This is a genomic window from Gryllotalpicola reticulitermitis (assembly GCF_042651345.1).
In the GTDB taxonomy this organism is placed as follows: Bacteria; Actinomycetota; Actinomycetes; order Actinomycetales; family Microbacteriaceae; genus Gryllotalpicola; species Gryllotalpicola reticulitermitis.
This window is the reverse complement of record NZ_JBHSCN010000006.1, coordinates 172,474-189,246: the sequence shown is the minus strand read 5'-3', so window position 1 is coordinate 189,246 and position 16,773 is coordinate 172,474. Positions and strand designations below refer to the sequence as shown.

Below are 16,773 nucleotides of genomic sequence, written 5' to 3'. Positions count from 1 at the left end.
GACGGCGGGACGTACACGGGCGCGTCCGTCCGTCGGCAGGGGTCCTACTGACTCCAGGGCACGAACTTGCCGTCTTCGTAGCGGAAACCGCGATTTCCGGGCGCATTCATGCTGTCGATCGACTCGCGGAGATGCACGTCGAGCAGGTTGAAAACGTGGTCCTCGTCAGTCCCGGTAGTCCACAGTTGACGGCCGCCATGCACGAGGGTCGGATACGCCCGGCCGAACTCGAACCGGTCGATCTGGATGTCGAGCCGCGCGGGCATCTGTGATCCGTCATCAAGGTGCCTCGATCGCGGCGCGACGGTCAGGATGCCGGTTTGGAGGTCTGCGCCCCTCGCGTAGTCCTGCTGCGCTAGACGGGAGAGGACGCGCCGGTAGATCTCGACCTCACGCGCTGTTCCCACAGTCGACATTCTCTAGCGGCCATCTGTGGGATAGCACGTGATCACGTTGTCGTTGTCGGCTGAAACCGGAGTCCACACGGTATACGTGCGGACAACCTTGCCGTCGGAGTTCTTGATCTGAACTGGGGCTTGGTACTGGTAGGTGTTGTTCGAGGCGATTGGGGCAGTACCTGAGGGTGCCGTTGTTGACTCCTCCGCCGCCCAGATCGCCAAGTCGGCCCAGGTTCCGCCAAGCTGGTATTTGGTGACGATGTTCTGCCAGGCCTGCCCGTGTTGATTGTTGATGTGTCGCAGCCCGTAGGTGGCCTGGGTACCGCATCGCATGTTGGCGACCAACTGCCGACCGGAGCCTGGCCTAATCCCCGGCTCCATCGCGGCACACCCCTCACGTTTGCGGCCCGTGACCGGATAACGACGACGGAGTCGCGCAGGGGCGCCGCTTGATCGCCACGGTATTCACCGGACTGCAGGCCGAACCCCGGCCGCTGTAGCCGCCATCGAGCACGGCTGCGCGGGGCGCGCCGGCAGGTCGATGGTTGTCAACGATTGCCGGCTCCGTGGTAAGTCCTACGCACATGTCGAACGAGTCCGGCTCGGCGTTATGCGACGGCAGTTAGCGCGCGCGAAGCGACACGGCGACGGCGAAGAGCACGAAGGCGAGGATCGCCGCCGACGAGCGGTACGTGTCGATCGTCTCCCAGCGGTGCGCGACGTGCCGCCAGTCCGCGGGAGGGTCCGTCGGGTCCCAGTCGTTGACGCCGATATTGATCGGAACCGTGCCGAGGAACGAGAAGCACAGGAAGACAGCGAGCGCGGCGAGTCCACTGATGCGCCACCAGAGCCCGAGAGTGCCCTCCGTGACGACGACCGCGACACTGGCTGCGACGGCCGGAAGCATCAGGCTCGGCACCACCACCTTGAGGCGTTTGACGAGCGCGATGCGCGCCGCCACGTGCGCTGAGTCGGGCAGCGCGTCCAGGGCGGGTTGGACGCCGTAGCGCACGATGAACTCTTCGCCCGCGAGGAGCCCGACGAGCACGATCTGAACGACGTCGAGCCAGAGCAGCGTCATTTGGCTCGTCCTCCCGTTCGGTAGCCCTCAGCCTACCGTCCGGTAGGTAGATTGCGGAATAGGCTTCCGACATGGGTCGCAAGGCGGACGCGAAGTCACAGCGCACCGGCACTGATACCCGGGCCGAGGTACAGCGCGTCGCGCTCGAGTTGTTCAGCAAGTACGGATACGAGGCGACCTCGATGCAGCGGATCGCCGACGAAGTCGGCATCAAGAAGCCGTCCCTCTATTACCACTTCGCCGGGAAAGAGGAAATCGTCCGCAGCCTGCTCACCGGGCGCAGCGACGAAGCTCGTGAGCTCGGCGACTGGGTCCGGGCGCAGCCGGCCTCACCTGAGCTGGTTCGGGAGGCGGTCACGACCTGGATCGACTCGTTCTCCATTGAGAAGCTGCGCGGTATCAGGTTCATGAACGCCAACCCGGTGCTCGTGCGCACTTTCGCCGCCGATGCGGGCGCTGATGTCGGCGAAGCCCTCGGCGCCATGGCTCAGGTTCTTCTCCCCGTCGGCATGTCGCCCCAACGGCGGATCTTGGCGAGGATGGCGTTCCTCAGCATCCGCACCGCCGTTGAGGCTGCCGACGACATGACAGTCGACGACGCCGACATCATCGCCGCGGCTCGCGCGTCAGCCCTCGCATTGATCAACGCCGCGTTTGCTGACACAGAGTCCGAGATCGCGCCAGAATCGCGGCGGACGCAACGCTGAGTCTCACCATGCGAGCTGGTGCTCGTCCTCGAATACGGCGCCCGTTGGTCCGGTGGCATCCAGGGTGGCGAGACGGATCGCGACAGCTGCGCCTTCGTCGGGTGTGCGGGTTCCGCGGAATCCGTTGAAATCGGTGGCGACATGCCCGGGGGCGGCGCCGTTGATCTTGAGCGTGGTGTCGGCGAACTCTCGCGCGTAATGGACGGTGATGGCGTTGAGTGCTGTCTTTGACGAGGAGTAGGACAGAGACGGCTGGCCCACCCATGCGCCTTCTTCGCCGATGGACCCGCGCATCGAGGTCACGTTCACGATCCGCGGCGCCTTGGATTTGTGAAGAAGGGAGAGGAACGACGAGATCATGCGTACAACGCCGAAGACGTTGGTTTCGTAGACGAATCTGATGTCGTCGACATCCTCCTCGCTCGGTTTCGGGAGATGGTCGAGCTCGCGCCTCCCCTGGACATTCACGCCGGCGTTGTTGACGAGGACATCGAGCCACCCGTACTCGGCTTCGACGAGCGCGGCGGCAGCGTCGACCTGGCGCTGGTCGGTCACGTCGAGGAGCACCGGACGGACATCTCCCCCGAGCCCCTCCGCGGCCTTCCGGCCCGATTCGACGCTGCGCGCGCCGAGGAGAACGGTAAAACCTTCGGCGGCGAGTCCGCGTGCGATGGCACGCCCGATGCCGCGGGTCGCGCCGGTGACGAGGGCGACCCTCTGATTCATTGTTGTCATGACAACATGATGCGCCCTCCATGTTGTCATGTCAACGTCGGCTGCGTAGTCTGGGGGCATGCCCAAGCTGACGCCCGACGAACTACGCCTCTGGCATGCCTGGAAGAAAGCAAGCGACACGGTGCGTGCACGCATCGGAGAGCAGATCACCGCAGCAACCGGCCTATCCGACCCGGACTTCGCCATCCTCACCCGCCTCGAGGACCTCGGCAGCGGCACCCTGCGGCAGAGCGAGCTCGCGGAGTCCATGGGCTGGCACCGCAGCCGCCTCTCCCATCAGCTCACCCGCATGGAGACACGTGGCCTCGTCACCCGAGAGGGCGGCGGACCGCTCGTCCACGTGTCGATCACGGATGCCGGGCACGACGTCATCGCCGCGGCACGCCCCGTGCACGCCGACGCTGTCAGACGTGTGCTCGCGGGTCACATTCCGAGGGCGGAGCGCGAACGATTCGTTGAAGTGCTCGAAGCGCTCGCGCGCTAACCCAGCCTGCTTCGGACTGGTCCGTTACCGGGAACGACGTCGTCGTCGACGCGGGACGGCCTGCGATACCAAGCCGATGACCACCACGAGGATCAGCGCGCCCATAACCACTGGCTGGTGAGCGATGGCGACCCCAAGCACGCGAAACGTCGCAAGCATGCCGGACCAGAAGCTAGCCAAGATCTCCCCCTGTGATATCGCCACGACTCGAAGCTATCGGCGCCGTGCGGAGTTGGCTCCCCCGCATCCGTGGCACAGCCGTCGTTCTTGAGCCGGCAGCAGCGCCCGTGTGTCTCCGAGATCAGTGCCGTCGCGACGCGCGAGTGTCCCCTCGGTTCTCGGAGACGGCGCGCGAGGCGGGCTCGGTCGCGTCTCAAAGCGCGATGGTGAAGAAGGCGCTGTTCGGGTCGAGCGCGTAGTCGGCGAACGGACCGCGGGCGACGAAGCCGTGCTTGACGTACAGCGCTCGCGCGGCCGCGAAGTAGTCCTCGGTTCCCGTTTCCAGGTTGAGCTCTTTGATCCCGCGGTCCCGGCATTCGGCAATGACCGTGGCGAGTACCGCACTCGCGACGCCGCGGCCGCGGGCCGTCTGGCTCGTCCGCATCGATTTGAGCTCAGCCATGATCGCGTCGTGCTGCTTCAATGCGCCGACCCCGAGCAGAGCACCGTCGTCGTCACGGGCGGACCAGAAGCTGATCGACGGATGGACCAGTGCGTCAGGGCTGAGCGCGTGCACGCTCTCGGCCGGGGAGGTGGCGTGCATTTCGCGGAGATGCTCCTCGAGGAGCGCGAGCACGTCCGGCGCTTTGGGGCTGTCGAGCGCGATGATCACCGCACGACGATACCGCCCCGCTCAGACGGTCTCCACGCGCGGCTCGGCTCAGGGCCGGTAGCGTGAGCCGCATGGCGAAGCTCTCCCGCGACGGCGCGAACGTCGTTGTGTCACTGTCCACGGCCGAGAAGTTCGAGGGGCTCCACGGCGACATCCGCTTTCCGCTCGCCAGCGTGACCTCGGTCGAAGTGCTCGACGACGCGTTCGGCGCAGTAAAGGGCATGTGGGACGACGCGAAGATCGCGGGCAGCTACCTCCCGGGGGTCATTGCGGCAGGCACGTTCCGCAATGGCGAGGGCGATGGGATTCTTCTCGCATTCGTCCACCGGGACGCCACGCGCGGCTTGCAGATCGAACTTGCCGGCGAGAAGTACGGGCGTGTGGTCGTTGGACTGGCTGACCCCGAGGGCGTCAAAGCGCAGATCTTCGGCCTGTAGACCGGGGTCGGCCGCCGGCGCGTTCCGCTGTTTGGGGACTGGGGCCCGGCGGCGCGCTCAGCTCTGCGCGGTCGGCCGGACGACGATCTCGCCGACATCCACCCCGTCCGGCTGTTCGATGGCGAACGCGACGGCACGTGCGATCGCGTCGGGCGGCATGGCGATCTGATCCCGCTGCGCGATGAGTGCGGCAGCCGTCTCGGCGCTCCCGCCCTTCCCGACGCCCTCCGTATTCGTGAACCCGGGCGAGACGAGCGTCACGCGCAGGTTTGGACCGGCCTCCTGACGCAGACCCTCGGTGAGCACCTTCACCGCGGTCTTCGTGGCCGCGTAGACGCTCTGCTGCGGCACGACCTTGTACGCGGCGGTCGATGCGGTGTGCACGAACTGCCCGAAGCCTTGGGCGCGGAAGACGGGCAGGGCGGCCGCGATGCCGTTGAGCACGCCTTTGATGTTCACGTCGACCATGAGCTCCCAGTCGTCAGTGCGCAGTTCATCGAATGCCGACACCGCCATGCTCCCGGCATTCGAGAACAACACGTCAAGCCTGCCGAAGCGCCGCTGAGCGGTCGCCACAAGCTCTTCGAGGTCCGCGCGGCGCCGCACGTCTGTGGTGACGGCGACCGCCTCGCCGCCGCCCCGCGTGATCTGCTCGACGAGGACGTCGAGCAGATCACTGCGCCGGGCGCCGAGAACGAGTTTCGCCCCACGCTCGGCCAGGTGCACAGCGGTCGCCTCGCCGATGCCGCTGCTCGCACCGGCGATCGCGACGACCTTCCCTGAAATCCCCGTCATCGTCTTCCTCTCGTCGCGGCTATCATGAAGCGGACACTCGTCCGCATTCGGAACGGAGGCTACTGGACATATGTCCGTTTCACAAAATGGCGTTGAGACCGCCCCGCGGACGCGCTCCGACGCAGCACGCAATAGAGCGCGCATCCTCGCTGTGGCCCGAGAGGCGCTGGCCGGCGACGGCGAGACCAGCATGCAGGCGATAGCCCGGGCTGCCGGCGTCGGCCAAGGAACCATCTATCGCCACTACCCGACGCGCGAAGCGCTTCTCATCGAGGTCTACCGGACCGATTTCGACGCGCTCATCGCTGGGCCGACAGAGCTGCTCCGTCAGCACGCACCCGAGACTGCGCTTCGACTCTGGCTCGACCGACTCGCCGTCTTCGGTCGCAAGAAGCATGCGCTGGCCGACGTGCTGGACGCCGCGACGCGGGCCGAACTCCACGACGAGCAGTACGACAGGATCATCGCGGCCATTCGCGCAATGCTCGACGCCGGTGCCGAGCGAGGCACGCTGCGCCCCGACCTCGATGCCGAGGAACTCCTGCCGCTCGTCGGGTTCCTCTGGCAGCTCGACACGCGGAGCGACACGCGCATCCCCCACCTGCTGGACATCGTGGTCGACGGGATCAAGACGACTCAGTCACGAGGCATCCCCCGTCCCTGATGGGCAACGCGGTCCATTCCGAGTAGCTTGACCCTCATGAGCGACTCGAACTCTCCGCAGCCGAGCGGCTGGCTCAGCCGCTGGTGGCTCGCGGTCATTGGGCTTGCGCTGATTATCGGCGGGGCGCTCGTCGCACAGGGGTCGTGGGCGCTGCTCCCGAACAACGGCGACGTGACGCCGGGTTCGTCAACGGCCCCGTTGGTCTCCGGCTTCGTTCAACCAGAGATCAGCGTGCTGATCTACGTCGGTCAGTCTCTGGTCATCGCCGGCATCGTCGCGGCTCTCGCGAGCGTTGCGCTGCGCGTCCTGCGCGGCCGCCACGCGGTGTAGCCGGCATGGGCGCAGCTCGGCACCCTATCGGCGACCGAGCTGCTGCCGTACCCGCGTAGTTCGCTGAGCGAACCATGTGGGTATCGTGGGCGGCATGACGTTGCCGAGTACCTACCCGGAGCAGAACTGCTCGCTTGCCCGGGCGCTCGAGATCGTGGGCGAGAGGTGGACGCTGCTCATCATTCGCGACGCGTTCTATGGAGTTCGGCGCTTCGGCGACTTCGCGACTCAGCTCGGCATCCCTCGCGCGGTGCTTACGGCTCGACTCAAAGCTCTCGTTGATGAGGGCATTCTCGTCCGCGAACGAGATCAGCGCGGCGCGGTCGACTATCGGCTGACGGCCAAGGGTCAGGAGCTCTGGCCCGTGATGCGCATGTTGATGGGCTGGGGCGACAAGTATTACTCGCCAGCAGGCCCTAAGCGCATATTCCGTCACGAGGCGGACGGCGGCCTCGTTGATGAGGAAGCCCACTGCACCGTGTGCGGCAGTGCCGTGCCGCTGCGGGCCATGCGCGTGGAGCGCGGGGCAGGCTTCGATCCGAGCAGGGTGTCGGGGGATGCGATCTCGCGGGCCATCGATGAGCCCCGGCTGCTCCTTGAGCCGTTGGGTTAGCGCGTCTCGTAGGCGTCGATCTGGACGGGCCGTCGAACAGAGAACCCCATTCGCTCGTAGAGGCGGATCGCACCGATGTTCGTTGCGACGACATGGAGGAACGGGCGGTCGCCGCGGGCACGGATGCCGGCGCTGATCTCGTCCATCACGAGACGCGCGAGCCCTCGCCCGCGAAACTCGGGGAGCGTGCACACTGCACTGATCTCGGCCCAGCCGTCGGGCTGCAGCCGCTCCCCCGCCATGGCGATGAGTCGGCCCTCTTCGCGAATGCCGACATATCTTCCAAGCAGGCCTGTGCGTAGGGCGAACGGGCCCGGCTTCGTGATCGTCGCCAACTCGAGCATCTCGGCCCGATCGGATTCGCCGAGCACCGTGATTGCGGTTGCACTCGCGCCAGGCGTCGCGTCCGATGGATTCTCGGGGCTGATCATTTGAAGGCCGTCCAGTCGGCGTACCCGCACCCACGAGGCGGGAACGTCGGCAGGCGGGTTCACCAGCACCACGGGGTCGGTGCCAACGAGTTCAGCCAGCCGTTCCCAGTCCTCGCCCCTGTGGTCGTCAGCGACCGCCATGAACGGAGACACGTCAGCGGGGTAGCGGAGGGCGCGCTCATCGCCGCGCGCGAGTGATCGATGCGCCGACCGAAGTGAGTACCAGACGGGGTTGTCGAGTGCCGATGAGGACGCGGGCGCGTCGCTCGCTGGTGGCACCGGAGCGCCGCCGCCTGTCATGGCCACGTCATCGTTGATGTGCTGCGTCATGCCCCTCGAACTCTCTGCGCTCACTAAGTCAGTTCGGTCAGCGAACCCTGTTGAACAATAAGCCATTCACTCACCGAGTTCGCTCATCGAACTCGTGTGCTAGGTTCCGATATCGAACTCACTTGATCTCTACGGGAAGCGGGGCCGACCGAGTGCGCACCCTCAGCCCGTCATCGAGCGCCAAGGTCGCCGGCAGAACGATTCCCCTCGCTCTGTTCGGCATGCCGCTGGGGCTTGCCGGGCTGGCCGGCGCATGGACGGCGACGGTCGCGCTCGGTGCACCTGTGTGGCCGGCCGAGGTTCTGTACGCCGCGAGCAGTGCTCTGTGGCTCATCCTCGGCGCCCTGTACTTCTCCGGCGGCCTGCGCAGGCGCGGCACGTTCCGCGCAGACGTCACCCATCCGGTAGGTGGACCGTTCGTCGCCGTCATCCCGCTCATCGCAGTGCTGCTGGCCGCGCACTACACGAAGTACGACTTCACGGTGTTCGGGTGGATCTGCGGCGCCGCGATCGCTGCGCTGGCGGTCGTCATGGCACGGCTCATTGCCCACTGGCTCAACGGCGGCGTGGAGCTGGCGTCTTTGCACGGCGGGTACTTCATTCCCGTGGTTGCGGGCCCCAACGTCGCGAGCATCGGCTTCTCGACCCTCGGCATGCACGACGCGGCGATCGCGTCGGTCGGTGCAGGGATCTTCTTCTGGATCGCGATCACCGCGGCGATGATCGTTCGAATGGTGAGCGGGGCCGATGTGCCGGTCGCCCTCAAACCCGGCACCGCCGGATTCCTCGCCGCGACCGCCACCACGAACCTGGCCTGGCTGCTCGCGCATCCCACAGCTGTCGATACGACCCAGCAGATGCTGACCGGCGTGCTGGTCATCATGCTCCTCGTGCAGGGCTTTCTGATCACCGAATACGGCAAGCTGCGGTTCGGCCAGTCCTGGTGGATCTTCACCTTCCCTCTTGCGTCAACGGCGAACTACGCGCTGCACTGGCTGGATCTCACGCGCGTCGCCGGTTGGCAGTTCTGGTCGTGGCTGGTGCTCGCGGTCGTCACCGCGTTCGTGCTGTATGTCGCCGCCCGTACCGTCAGCCGAGCAGTGCGCCCGGCGTAGCTGCTCGGGCGGACAGCAGCTGGTTGTTCTCGAACTGGACGACTTCGTTGTACTCCCAGCTGCTGACGCAGGCGGATTCGATTGTCAGCTCGTAGACCACCTCGCAGGCTTGGTCGGCGGGGGTCATCCCGTCGAGGTAGCGCGGGACCTGGGCGCGGTAGAGGTCGGCAACGTCTGGGAAGGCTTTGTCTGAGCGTCGCAGCCGGACGCGATTGCTGCTGATTGTGGCGCCGCTGTCGGTCGGTACCGTGAGGAGCGCTGCGCAGCCGCGGTCGAACTCGTGAATCTTCGGCGCGTCGGGTGCGGAGGTGACGTACCAGACGCCGGGGCGGTCGGTGGTGACGAACCGCATGAACCGGCTGGATGGCTGCCCCCGCTCGTCGGAGGTGGAGAGCAGCAGCAGGTCGGTAGCGGCGGTCAGTGAGTTGAAGATCTCCCGCCCGCGGGCGCGGAAGCGCGGGTTCTCGTAGCGAGTGGCGCGCACAGAGGCGATGACGGCATCCAGGCTCTCAGGGGCGACGTCGCGTTCCAGTGCGTAGAGGATTCTGGGGATGAGCGTCGAGATCTCCTCGCCGTTGTAGAAGAACTGCTGCCATCGGCGCCCCGCGTGCAGGTCGCCGGAGTATTTCTCGTTCAGCCGGCGGTCATTTGCCGCTAGAGCGCGCCGGCCGCCGGCGGACCGCACCCAGAGCGATGCGGCGAGCCATCCGATGATGGCGCCGATGACGAGAGCCGGCCAGGTCCGGGCCCACAGTTGCGGCCAGGGGCTAGGGAGAACGTGCCGGGCCAGTCCATAGACGATGGCCACGATGACCGCGATCATGATGGTCACAACAGTGACCAGCAGCCCCCGGTAGCGGCGCCGCTCGTGATACATCGAGCTGGCTGCGCGGAGGCGTTTCTTCTGCGCGAACTCGCGCTGTTTCATGTCGCCGATTACGCGCTGGTCTTCCGGTGACAGCGCCATCACTCCACCCCCACGTCGTAGTCGCGATACCGGTTGCGCAGCTCGTAGGTCTCGAGATCCAGGTACGGCTCGATGCGGATGTCGCGCATCGCGAGCCGCTCCCCCTCGGGGCCGAACTTCTCCGCATACAGGTCTTCGGCGATCGCCAGACGCAGGTCGAGACGCTCGGAGTCATAGCTGATGTGGTCGCGCCGCCACCCGTCCTGGCGGAGGTCGATGAGGAGGAGCACGAGATAGCCGACGATGAAGATCACGACGAGGATCGCGAGCGTGTCCAGCGTGACCTCGAACATGACGAAGCCCTCGTGGTAGCTCCACCACCCGCCGGCGTCGTACCGGTGCCTGATCGCCGAGACGGTGATCCAGATCGGAAGGATCGAGAAGATCCACCCGACGATCGCCGCGAGAAGTTGCGGGAGCTTCTCGCGGAAGGTGTGGTGCCCGAAGAACCAGTCGACGGTGAGGTCCTTCTCGTCCACGGTGTGGGTGAGGTAGTCCGGCGCGGCGCCGGCGGGCTCGCGCTGGCTCATTGCTTCCCGATTCCCGGTCGTGGCTGGCCGCCGGTGAGGCTGGCTGATCGCTCGGGCGACTTCCACACGCCGCCTTCCCGCAGCGCGACGACCTTCCTCACCGTGGGGATGAACTCCCACACCACGGTGAAGGTGTTCACCATCCAGTAGACGAGCATGTACCACGGTGCGAACAGCAGGTATTTCAGGGTCCTCCCCCCGTCGTTGTAATACGACGCGGTGCTGATCTGGATGGCGCCGACGATCATCTCGATCGCGACGAAGATGCCGACCATGTACCAGTTGTGGAAGAAGCGCTCCCAGTTCAACGTGGCGAGGAAGTACAGCTGGAGAAGCAGGAAGATCGTCATGCTCACCCAGTAGAAGAAACTCCACACGATGCTGAGGCTGTAGTCGACGACGACCGGGATCATGGCGTAATTGCGAGCCGGGTGCCGCATCAGCCGCGGCCCTTTCGTCAGCAGCACCATGATTCCGCCGGCCGACCAGCGGCGGCGCTGCTTGATCAGTGGCCCGAGCTTCTCCGGCACGTCCAGGAAGAAACGGATGTGCGCGGCGAAGATGGCACGCCATCCCATCGTCTGCATGTCCCACGCGTTGGCGATGTCCTCGGTCGGCTGCTCCGGGTGCCAGCCCCCGACATCCAGCACTGCCTGCCGGCGATACATGGTGTTCGCGCCGGAAAACGCGAAGAGCGCACCGACCGCCATCTGGCCGCGCTTGATGATCCCGATGATGGAGTTGAGCTCGTTCTGCTGCGCCAGCGCCGTCATCGTGGTGCGGTTCGCTGCGAGCATGTTGCCGGTGACCGCGCCGAGATTGTGGCCGCCGGGCCGCTCGAAGTAGCTCATGTACTGCCAGAGCGCGTCGGGGTTGGGTTTCGTGTCGGCGTCGTTCGACAGGATGAAGTCTCCGCGGGCGAAGCCGAGTCCCAAGTTGAATGCGGCAGCCTTCCCGCGATTCGCGACCACCGTCACGACGCGTAGAGCCGGGAACTCGTCTTCCAGCTCGGCCAGGATCTCCGGCGTACGGTCGGTCGACCCGTCATTGAGGACCATGACCTCGTATTTGTCGACGGGGTAGTTCAGCTGCGTGAACAAGTAGCGAACCGTGCCCGCGATGGATGCCTCTTCGTTGTGGGCCGGAACGAAGATAGTGACGAACGGCGGCTCGTACTCGAGGTACCGCGGAAGGTCGTGCTTCTCCAGGAACAGCTTGTAGTAGAAGCTCGAGACGATGAAGGCGAGGCCGCCCACGATCGGGTAGGCGACGAGCACGAAGATCAGAACCTGGACGGTCCAGTCCTCCGGCGTGCTCGGCATCAGTCACCCGCTCGCAGGGGTACCGCGCCAGGGCCATCGACCTGGGTGAATTCCCGGCCGCGCTGTCTTTGTCCTTCCGTGAGCGGTCCGCTCATGGAGCGAACAATAACTCGATGCTCGCGGTGCCGCACCGCCTTCCTGGAACTACCATCTGGTGCCATGGCGGAGGCGATGCGCGAAGTGATTCTCGCTGCTGCGCGAGACGTGTTCTGTGAGGTCGGGTACAACGCCGCGGCGATGGTGCGCATCGCCGTGCTCGCCGGGGTGAGCTATTCGAAGCTGATCACGGCGTTCCCCGACAAGGAGGCTCTCCTGCGCGAATTGCTGAGCCGTCGGGACGACGAGGATGAGGAGCGCATCGACCTCGATGCGATCACCGATCCGCACGACGCGCTGGACGCGGTCGTCGGCCTCGTGCGCTTCAACTCCACGCATCCCGGGATCGTCGAGTTGTTCACGGTGCTCGCCGGCGAGTCAGTCAGCGTGAACAACCCCGGGCACGAATTCTTCGCCGGCCGGTACGAAAGCCGACTCTCGACCCTGCGCCGTACCTACACGCGGGGCCGCGAGGCCGGGCTCCTCGACAGCCGCCTGACACCCGACGCTGCGGCGGCGGAGCTGATCGCGCTGATGGACGGGCTGCAGATCCAGTGGCTGCTGTCGGGCGGCAGAACCGACATGGTCGCCCTCGTGCGCGGCTACCTCAATCGCCAGCTCATCGAGCCGACATAGACCTGCGCGGCGAAGCCGCGCCCGCTGGCGATCCAGAGGCACCGCGCCTAGCCTGAGAGACCGAGACCACGCGAGGACCAAGGACAGAGGGGCGCGCATGAGCCAGGACGGGTCGGCGATCAGCGTTCGGGATGCGCCGGACAAGGGTCGATACGAGATCCGGCTCGACGAGGAAGTCGTCGGCTTCACCGAGTATTTCGACCACGACGGCCACCGAGTGTTCCTGCACACCGAGGTCGATCCGGCCTATGGCGGGCGTGGCCTGGCGGCTCAGCTGGTGCGCTCAGCCCTCGATGATGTTCGCGAGCGAGGCGAGCGGATCGTCAACTTCTGCCCCTACATCACGACGTACCTCACGAAGCACGACGACTGGGAGGACGTCATCGACCGACCGACCCCCGAGATCCTCGAGCGCGTGCGAGCCAGATGAGGGCATCAGGCGAAGCCCCGGCACTATCGGCGTGATGCGCCGTTCAGCCGAAGCTGCGTGAGCAGGCCACCGGCCGCCGCGATGGCGACGATGAGGCTGTATCCGATCGCTGTGGCAAGCACGCCGAGGCTGTCTGCGGCGATGCCGGCAATGATCGCCGGAACACCGAGCGCGAGGTAGCTGACCACATAGATGGCGGAGAAGAGTGCGGCACGGTCGCGCGTGCTCCCGGTCGCAAGCACGGTGCCCAGGACGCCGGAGAATGCCCACCCGTATCCGACCCCGGCCACGCAGGTCGCTGTGATGAGCAATGCCACTGAGCCGAGGCTGAGCGACGCGGCCAGCGCCACGATCCCCACGACGAGCACAGCCTCTCCGAAGATCGCCCGCGTGGCGGGAGCGAGCCGCTGCGTCGCGAGCGTGGTGAGCACGCCGACGCCGTTGAGAAGGGTGAGGGTGAGTCCGGTGATGAAGCCACCGCCGGTGTGGAACACGGGGCCCGCGGCCGTGGGCAGCAGGCCGAGGTAGAACGCTCCGGTCATCCACGTGCTGATGAGGACCGGTACTGAGGCGGTGAACGCGACGCGCGAAGCCGCGGGAACAGAGACGCGCGGGATCAGGGATCGGGCCGCGCCTGGCCGGCGGCTCACCGTTTCTCCGCCGAGACCGACGAGCGCCGCGCCGACGACAAAGACCGCGGCGAGGGTGCCGAAGATGATGAGCGACGGATTCCTGCTGAGCGACAGCACTGACCCGGTGATCAGCCCGCCGACCGCCTGTCCGGCGGGCGGGGTGATCGAGGCGAGCAACACCCCGACCGAGTGGTGACGGCGCGGGGCGAGCTCGACGATTCCGGCCGAGATGGCGCCGGTCGCGGCTCCGGTGGCGAAGCCCTGGATGATGCGCCCGGCGATCACCCACCCGATGCTCGGCGCGAGCATCACCATGACCATGGACAACGCGCAGAGGAGCAGCGAGATCACGAGCACCGGCCGGCGCCCGAGGTAGTCGGAGAGCGCCCCGACGGTGAGAAGAGCTACGAGCAGAGCCAGGGCGTAGATCCCGAACGCGAAGGTGACGAGCCAGATCCCGAAATGCCATTCCGTCTCGTAGAAGGAGAGGAAGGGCGAGAACGCGCTCGTGGCGAAGAAGACGCCGAGAAAGACGAGTTCGACGGCGGCGAAGCTCACAGGCCGCGGAAGGATGCCATGGCCGGCCTCGCGGAGCGGCTGCGGAGTGTGCGTTGACATGTGGGGGTGCCCTTTCGACGGGTCGACGGGTCGGTGGCGCGCGGCATCCGCCATTCGGCATGTGCCGGGCCGCTGCGTACTCAGAGATGGAGGAGGGTCAGCCGCGGTTGCGATCGGCGATCGATGAGTCCCGCGTGACGCGGAGGAACTCGAGCAGCTGAGCGTCGGCCGTGCCCTCGGCCGCCGTGTATACGAGGATGTGGAGGTCAGCACCCGGAACGGTGATCGCGTCGCAGTCGAGGACGATTTCACCGAGCGGATGCGAGACGTGCTTCCGCACGGATTCATGCCGTGCGACCGCGCCGAGTTTCCAGATCGCGGCGAACTCCTCGTTGAGGAGCAGCTCGTCGATCAGGGAGGCGAGCCGTGGGTCGTGCGGGTACCGCCCGGTCGCGGCGCGGAGGTCGGCGACTAGATCCGCCCGGTCCTGAGCCGGGTCGCCGACGGTACGGATCGGGTAGTCGCCGAACCCGTGCGCAACGCCATCGCCCCGGAACGTCATCCGGATCAGGTTCGGCAGCTCCTGCGTGCGTGCGGAGGGAAAGCCCATGAGCGCGCCCCACAACGGCGACCAGGAGACGAGCGTCCAGTCGGCGGAGAACACGGCGATCGCGATGTCGCCGAGCCTCACCATCAGTCGCTGCACTCCGGCGGGAATGTAGTCGGAGATCATGTCCGCGGCCGGTGGCTCCTGGCCGGCGAGACGGAAGAGGTGATCGCGCTCGTCCTTGGACAGCAGCAGCGCGCGGGTCAGGGCTCCGAGGACTGCGCGAGATGGTCTCGCGCGCCCCTGCTCCAAACGAACCACGTAGTCGACGGAGACGTCGGCGAGAGCGGCGAGTTCCTCACGACGCAGCCCTGGTGTCCGGCGGTCGGGCCCGGTGATCATTCCGACGTCAGCTGGAGTCAGACGCTCCCGCCAGGCGCGCAACGCTCCGCCGAGCGGACCCAGATCACGCATTCGGGCCGACTTCCCCACACCGCCTCCCATGGTCATCCTTCTACTTCCCGCAGCGTGCTGGTGAAGGGCTGCTTCACTCACTCTGCGGCGATTCGACCTGAACTCGGTGGCACAGCTTGTGCTACCCGGGGCGATACGCAGCTCGGTCTGCGCACCGGATATGGTCGAGCATGGCTGTGCGTGTGCAATGGTCCTCTCTACCATCGGCCGTGACGCAATGGGTGGGGCAGCAGCTCGGTGCTCCCGTCGTCACGGTCATGCCGCAACTGAGCGGGTTCTCGTCTGGGTCCGCGGATCTGGTGCGCGCGCAGAACGGGCGCCGGGCTTTCGTGAAAGCGGTGTCGCGGACCCGCAACGCCAGCACGTTCGAGCTGCATCGCGCCGAGGCGGCCGTGATGCGGCGGCTGCCGACTCAGGTCCGTGCTCCCGAGCTGCTGGGTGTCTTCGACGATGACGAGTGGGTGGCTCTGCTCCTGGCCGAGGTGGCGGGCGAGCATCCCGGCAGGAGAGGCGGCGCCGACATCGTCGCGGTGTTGGACGCATTGGCCGAGCTGCCTGTCGCCGGCGGTCGGCTCAGCACACTTCCGCGGCTGACCGATGAACTCGCCGGCGCATTCGACGGCTGGGATCGGCTCATCGCAGACGGCGCCGACGGGGCGCTGCCGCCGGCCGCCCTCGGATTGCGGGATCGAATGGTCGACGCGTCGGCGAGGGCGCGTGAAGCGGTGGATGGAGAATATCTGGTGCACCAGGACTGCCGAGCCGACAATGTCCTGATCGATCGCACCGGCGCAGCCTGGATCATTGACTGGCCGTGGGCCTCGATCGGTGCGCGTTGGATCGACGCGCTCACCTACCTCCTTGACGTCGTGATGCGCGCAGAGCCGGTAGACGTCGATCGGTACTTGAACCACGCGATCTTCGACGGGATGTCTGGCGCTGACGCCGACGCCGTGCTCGCCGGTCTTGCGGGAGCCTGGTACGACCTGGCCCGGCGTCCGGCGTCCGCAGACATGCCCACGATCCGCGCGTTTCAGAAAGCGGAAGCAGACGCAGCCGTCAGCTGGCTCTCAGTCCGCTGGGCTTAGCGTCCGCGTCCGCGTACGCGCCGGGTCGTTCGTCGGGCAGAAGAAGCGGCGGGAAGAATGCATTCGTGACTGACCAGAGCTTCCCGCCCATTCCGTTCCGCCCGAGACCGCGCGATTGGGAGGGATTCCCGATGCCGTCGTCGGTGCCCGACGGTCTTCGCCTCGAGCTCAGCCGGGCTCGGGTGAGAGACGGCAAGGAGGGCGAGTTCGAGGAATGGATGTCGACGCTCAACGAGCGCTACCCGGAGATGCAGGAGGGCCTGCCGGCCGAGCGGCAGGTCTTCGAGGCGACGTTCCGCTCGACCGAGGCCGACGGCTCGACGTGGATCTATCACCTCAGCCTCATGGGCACCGACGGTGGCGGCAACGACGAGTCGATTCCCATCGACGCGCTGCACGTCGATTACAGTCGGCGCGTCAAGGAGCCGGGCTGGGAGGAGCTCGAGCCCAAGCTCATGCTGACCCCCGATCATCTTCGCGCAGCGATGATCCAATGGGGCCGCACCGGGTCCACCGCGCAATCAGCCGAGTGAGCCCTCTG

The 16,773-nt window shown here is 66.4% G+C and carries 23 protein-coding genes; 11 read left to right on the top strand and 12 right to left on the bottom strand.

The features are described 5' to 3' along the window. Positions 1 to 44: 44 nt before the first annotated feature. The 3 genes from ACFOYW_RS14200 to ACFOYW_RS14190 all read right to left on the bottom strand — a co-directional run bounded on the left by ACFOYW_RS14200 (position 45) and on the right by ACFOYW_RS14190 (position 1,479). On the bottom strand, positions 45 to 407 hold the full coding sequence (locus ACFOYW_RS14200) for a hypothetical protein (protein WP_390230191.1): 363 nt from the start codon (positions 405 to 407) through the stop codon (positions 45 to 47). 12 nt (positions 408 to 419) lie between these two features. Beyond that, entirely contained in the window at positions 420 to 743 is a 324-nt protein-coding gene (locus ACFOYW_RS14195) for a hypothetical protein (RefSeq protein WP_390230189.1), read from the bottom strand. Positions 744 to 1,020: 277 nt separating this feature from the next. Continuing rightward, positions 1,021 to 1,479: an anthrone oxygenase family protein gene (locus ACFOYW_RS14190; RefSeq protein ID WP_390230186.1), complete on the bottom strand. Its 459-nt coding sequence runs from the start codon at positions 1,477 to 1,479 to the stop codon at positions 1,021 to 1,023. A 71-nt stretch (positions 1,480 to 1,550) separates the two neighbouring features. On the opposite strand from ACFOYW_RS14190, the gene ACFOYW_RS14185 reads away from it, so the two are divergent. Next, on the top strand, positions 1,551 to 2,186 hold the full coding sequence (locus ACFOYW_RS14185) for a TetR/AcrR family transcriptional regulator (protein ID WP_390230183.1): 636 nt from the start codon (positions 1,551 to 1,553) through the stop codon (positions 2,184 to 2,186). 3 nt (positions 2,187 to 2,189) lie between these two features. Here the strand turns inward: ACFOYW_RS14185 and ACFOYW_RS14180 are convergent, their stop codons facing one another. Beyond that, on the bottom strand, positions 2,190 to 2,921 hold the full coding sequence (locus tag ACFOYW_RS14180) for an SDR family NAD(P)-dependent oxidoreductase (protein WP_390230180.1): 732 nt from the start codon (positions 2,919 to 2,921) through the stop codon (positions 2,190 to 2,192). Between the two features lie 58 nt (positions 2,922 to 2,979). On the opposite strand from ACFOYW_RS14180, the gene ACFOYW_RS14175 reads away from it, so the two are divergent. Next, the gene (locus tag ACFOYW_RS14175; protein WP_390230178.1) at positions 2,980 to 3,405 is read left to right on the top strand and encodes a MarR family winged helix-turn-helix transcriptional regulator; all 426 of its coding nucleotides are present in this window, start codon (positions 2,980 to 2,982) and stop codon (positions 3,403 to 3,405) included. A 373-nt stretch (positions 3,406 to 3,778) separates the two neighbouring features. Here ACFOYW_RS14175 and ACFOYW_RS14170 read toward each other — a convergent pair whose 3' ends face one another. Further along, positions 3,779 to 4,237: a GNAT family N-acetyltransferase gene (locus ACFOYW_RS14170; protein ID WP_390230175.1), complete on the bottom strand. Its 459-nt coding sequence runs from the start codon at positions 4,235 to 4,237 to the stop codon at positions 3,779 to 3,781. 71 nt (positions 4,238 to 4,308) lie between these two features. Here ACFOYW_RS14170 and ACFOYW_RS14165 point away from each other — a divergent pair, with 71 nt between their 5' ends. Beyond that, on the top strand, positions 4,309 to 4,674 hold the full coding sequence (locus tag ACFOYW_RS14165) for a hypothetical protein (RefSeq protein ID WP_390230172.1): 366 nt from the start codon (positions 4,309 to 4,311) through the stop codon (positions 4,672 to 4,674). A 57-nt stretch (positions 4,675 to 4,731) separates the two neighbouring features. On the opposite strand, the gene ACFOYW_RS14160 is transcribed toward ACFOYW_RS14165, so the two are convergent. Then, complete coding sequence (locus tag ACFOYW_RS14160) at positions 4,732 to 5,469, bottom strand: SDR family oxidoreductase (protein WP_390230169.1); 738 nt, start codon at positions 5,467 to 5,469, stop codon at positions 4,732 to 4,734. A gap of 151 nt (positions 5,470 to 5,620) precedes the next feature. Between ACFOYW_RS14160 and ACFOYW_RS14155 the strand changes: the two genes are divergently transcribed. From ACFOYW_RS14155 to ACFOYW_RS14145, 3 genes are all read left to right on the top strand, one after another. After that, positions 5,621 to 6,133 (top strand): TetR/AcrR family transcriptional regulator, encoded by a 513-nt coding sequence (locus ACFOYW_RS14155; RefSeq protein ID WP_390230167.1) that lies wholly within the window; start codon positions 5,621 to 5,623, stop codon positions 6,131 to 6,133. A 36-nt stretch (positions 6,134 to 6,169) separates the two neighbouring features. After that, positions 6,170 to 6,463, top strand: coding sequence for a hypothetical protein (locus tag ACFOYW_RS14150; protein WP_390230164.1), 294 nt, complete (start codon positions 6,170 to 6,172; stop codon positions 6,461 to 6,463). A 94-nt stretch (positions 6,464 to 6,557) separates the two neighbouring features. Beyond that, a complete protein-coding gene (locus ACFOYW_RS14145) occupies positions 6,558 to 7,076 on the top strand; it encodes a winged helix-turn-helix transcriptional regulator (protein WP_390230161.1) in 519 nt (172 codons plus the stop codon). Here ACFOYW_RS14145 and ACFOYW_RS14140 read toward each other — a convergent pair. Beyond that, positions 7,073 to 7,837 (bottom strand): GNAT family N-acetyltransferase, encoded by a 765-nt coding sequence (locus ACFOYW_RS14140; protein ID WP_390230158.1) that lies wholly within the window; start codon positions 7,835 to 7,837, stop codon positions 7,073 to 7,075. The two genes, ACFOYW_RS14145 and ACFOYW_RS14140, sit on opposite strands and share 4 nt — an antisense overlap. Positions 7,838 to 7,989: 152 nt before the next feature. On the opposite strand from ACFOYW_RS14140, the gene ACFOYW_RS14135 reads away from it, so the two are divergent. Beyond that, the gene (locus ACFOYW_RS14135) at positions 7,990 to 8,952 is read left to right on the top strand and encodes an SLAC1 family transporter (protein WP_390230156.1); all 963 of its coding nucleotides are present in this window, start codon (positions 7,990 to 7,992) and stop codon (positions 8,950 to 8,952) included. Here the strand turns inward: ACFOYW_RS14135 and ACFOYW_RS14130 are convergent. Genes ACFOYW_RS14130 through ACFOYW_RS14120 form a run of 3 tightly spaced genes read right to left on the bottom strand, consistent with a single transcriptional unit; the run spans position 8,927 to position 11,771 of the window. Next, the gene (locus tag ACFOYW_RS14130) at positions 8,927 to 9,880 is read right to left on the bottom strand and encodes a hypothetical protein (RefSeq protein ID WP_390230153.1); all 954 of its coding nucleotides are present in this window, start codon (positions 9,878 to 9,880) and stop codon (positions 8,927 to 8,929) included. The two genes, ACFOYW_RS14135 and ACFOYW_RS14130, sit on opposite strands and share 26 nt — an antisense overlap. A 38-nt stretch (positions 9,881 to 9,918) precedes the next feature. Beyond that, positions 9,919 to 10,449 carry a hypothetical protein gene (locus ACFOYW_RS14125; RefSeq protein ID WP_390230151.1) on the bottom strand — a complete coding sequence of 177 codons (531 nt, stop codon included), beginning with the start codon at positions 10,447 to 10,449 and terminating at the stop codon, positions 9,919 to 9,921. Then, positions 10,446 to 11,771, bottom strand: coding sequence for a glycosyltransferase (locus tag ACFOYW_RS14120; protein ID WP_390230148.1), 1,326 nt, complete (start codon positions 11,769 to 11,771; stop codon positions 10,446 to 10,448). Before ACFOYW_RS14120 ends, ACFOYW_RS14125 begins: the two co-directional genes overlap by 4 nt. Positions 11,772 to 11,942: 171 nt before the next feature. On the opposite strand from ACFOYW_RS14120, the gene ACFOYW_RS14115 reads away from it, so the two are divergent. Both ACFOYW_RS14115 and ACFOYW_RS14110 read left to right on the top strand, forming a co-directional pair. Then, positions 11,943 to 12,503, top strand: coding sequence for a TetR/AcrR family transcriptional regulator (locus ACFOYW_RS14115; protein WP_390230146.1), 561 nt, complete (start codon positions 11,943 to 11,945; stop codon positions 12,501 to 12,503). 97 nt (positions 12,504 to 12,600) lie between these two features. Continuing rightward, positions 12,601 to 12,933, top strand: a complete 333-nt coding sequence (locus ACFOYW_RS14110; protein WP_390230143.1) for a GNAT family N-acetyltransferase — start codon at positions 12,601 to 12,603, stop codon at positions 12,931 to 12,933. Positions 12,934 to 12,956: 23 nt separating this feature from the next. Here ACFOYW_RS14110 and ACFOYW_RS14105 read toward each other — a convergent pair whose 3' ends face one another. Together ACFOYW_RS14105 and ACFOYW_RS14100 are read right to left on the bottom strand one after the other, a co-directional pair. Beyond that, the gene (locus ACFOYW_RS14105) at positions 12,957 to 14,183 is read right to left on the bottom strand and encodes an MFS transporter (RefSeq protein WP_390230140.1); all 1,227 of its coding nucleotides are present in this window, start codon (positions 14,181 to 14,183) and stop codon (positions 12,957 to 12,959) included. A gap of 97 nt (positions 14,184 to 14,280) precedes the next feature. Beyond that, entirely contained in the window at positions 14,281 to 15,144 is an 864-nt protein-coding gene (locus ACFOYW_RS14100; protein ID WP_390230137.1) for a helix-turn-helix domain-containing protein, read from the bottom strand. Positions 15,145 to 15,353: 209 nt separating this feature from the next. Between ACFOYW_RS14100 and ACFOYW_RS14095 the strand changes: the two genes are divergently transcribed. Further along, a complete protein-coding gene (locus ACFOYW_RS14095) occupies positions 15,354 to 16,232 on the top strand; it encodes a phosphotransferase family protein (RefSeq protein ID WP_390230134.1) in 879 nt (292 codons plus the stop codon). 65 nt (positions 16,233 to 16,297) lie between these two features. After that, positions 16,298 to 16,765, top strand: a complete 468-nt coding sequence (locus tag ACFOYW_RS14090) for a DUF6176 family protein (RefSeq protein WP_390230132.1) — start codon at positions 16,298 to 16,300, stop codon at positions 16,763 to 16,765. Positions 16,766 to 16,773: the final 8 nt, after the last annotated feature.

Coding starts and splice junctions, on each gene's coding strand:
- ACFOYW_RS14140 (WP_390230158.1), bottom strand. CDS start 7,837: ATGACGCAGCACATCAACGATGACGTGGCCATGACAGGCGGCGGCGCT.
- ACFOYW_RS14125 (WP_390230151.1), bottom strand. CDS start 10,449: ATGAGCCAGCGCGAGCCCGCCGGCGCCGCGCCGGACTACCTCACCCAC.
- ACFOYW_RS14185 (WP_390230183.1), top strand. CDS start 1,551: ATGGGTCGCAAGGCGGACGCGAAGTCACAGCGCACCGGCACTGATACC.
- ACFOYW_RS14110 (WP_390230143.1), top strand. CDS start 12,601: ATGAGCCAGGACGGGTCGGCGATCAGCGTTCGGGATGCGCCGGACAAG.
- ACFOYW_RS14130 (WP_390230153.1), bottom strand. CDS start 9,880: ATGAAACAGCGCGAGTTCGCGCAGAAGAAACGCCTCCGCGCAGCCAGC.
- ACFOYW_RS14180 (WP_390230180.1), bottom strand. CDS start 2,921: ATGACAACAATGAATCAGAGGGTCGCCCTCGTCACCGGCGCGACCCGC.
- ACFOYW_RS14120 (WP_390230148.1), bottom strand. CDS start 11,771: ATGCCGAGCACGCCGGAGGACTGGACCGTCCAGGTTCTGATCTTCGTG.
- ACFOYW_RS14105 (WP_390230140.1), bottom strand. CDS start 14,183: ATGTCAACGCACACTCCGCAGCCGCTCCGCGAGGCCGGCCATGGCATC.
- ACFOYW_RS14175 (WP_390230178.1), top strand. CDS start 2,980: ATGCCCAAGCTGACGCCCGACGAACTACGCCTCTGGCATGCCTGGAAG.
- ACFOYW_RS14160 (WP_390230169.1), bottom strand. CDS start 5,469: ATGACGGGGATTTCAGGGAAGGTCGTCGCGATCGCCGGTGCGAGCAGC.
- ACFOYW_RS14145 (WP_390230161.1), top strand. CDS start 6,558: ATGACGTTGCCGAGTACCTACCCGGAGCAGAACTGCTCGCTTGCCCGG.
- ACFOYW_RS14100 (WP_390230137.1), bottom strand. CDS start 15,144: ATGCGTGATCTGGGTCCGCTCGGCGGAGCGTTGCGCGCCTGGCGGGAG.
- ACFOYW_RS14190 (WP_390230186.1), bottom strand. CDS start 1,479: ATGACGCTGCTCTGGCTCGACGTCGTTCAGATCGTGCTCGTCGGGCTC.
- ACFOYW_RS14150 (WP_390230164.1), top strand. CDS start 6,170: ATGAGCGACTCGAACTCTCCGCAGCCGAGCGGCTGGCTCAGCCGCTGG.
- ACFOYW_RS14115 (WP_390230146.1), top strand. CDS start 11,943: ATGCGCGAAGTGATTCTCGCTGCTGCGCGAGACGTGTTCTGTGAGGTC.
- ACFOYW_RS14165 (WP_390230172.1), top strand. CDS start 4,309: ATGGCGAAGCTCTCCCGCGACGGCGCGAACGTCGTTGTGTCACTGTCC.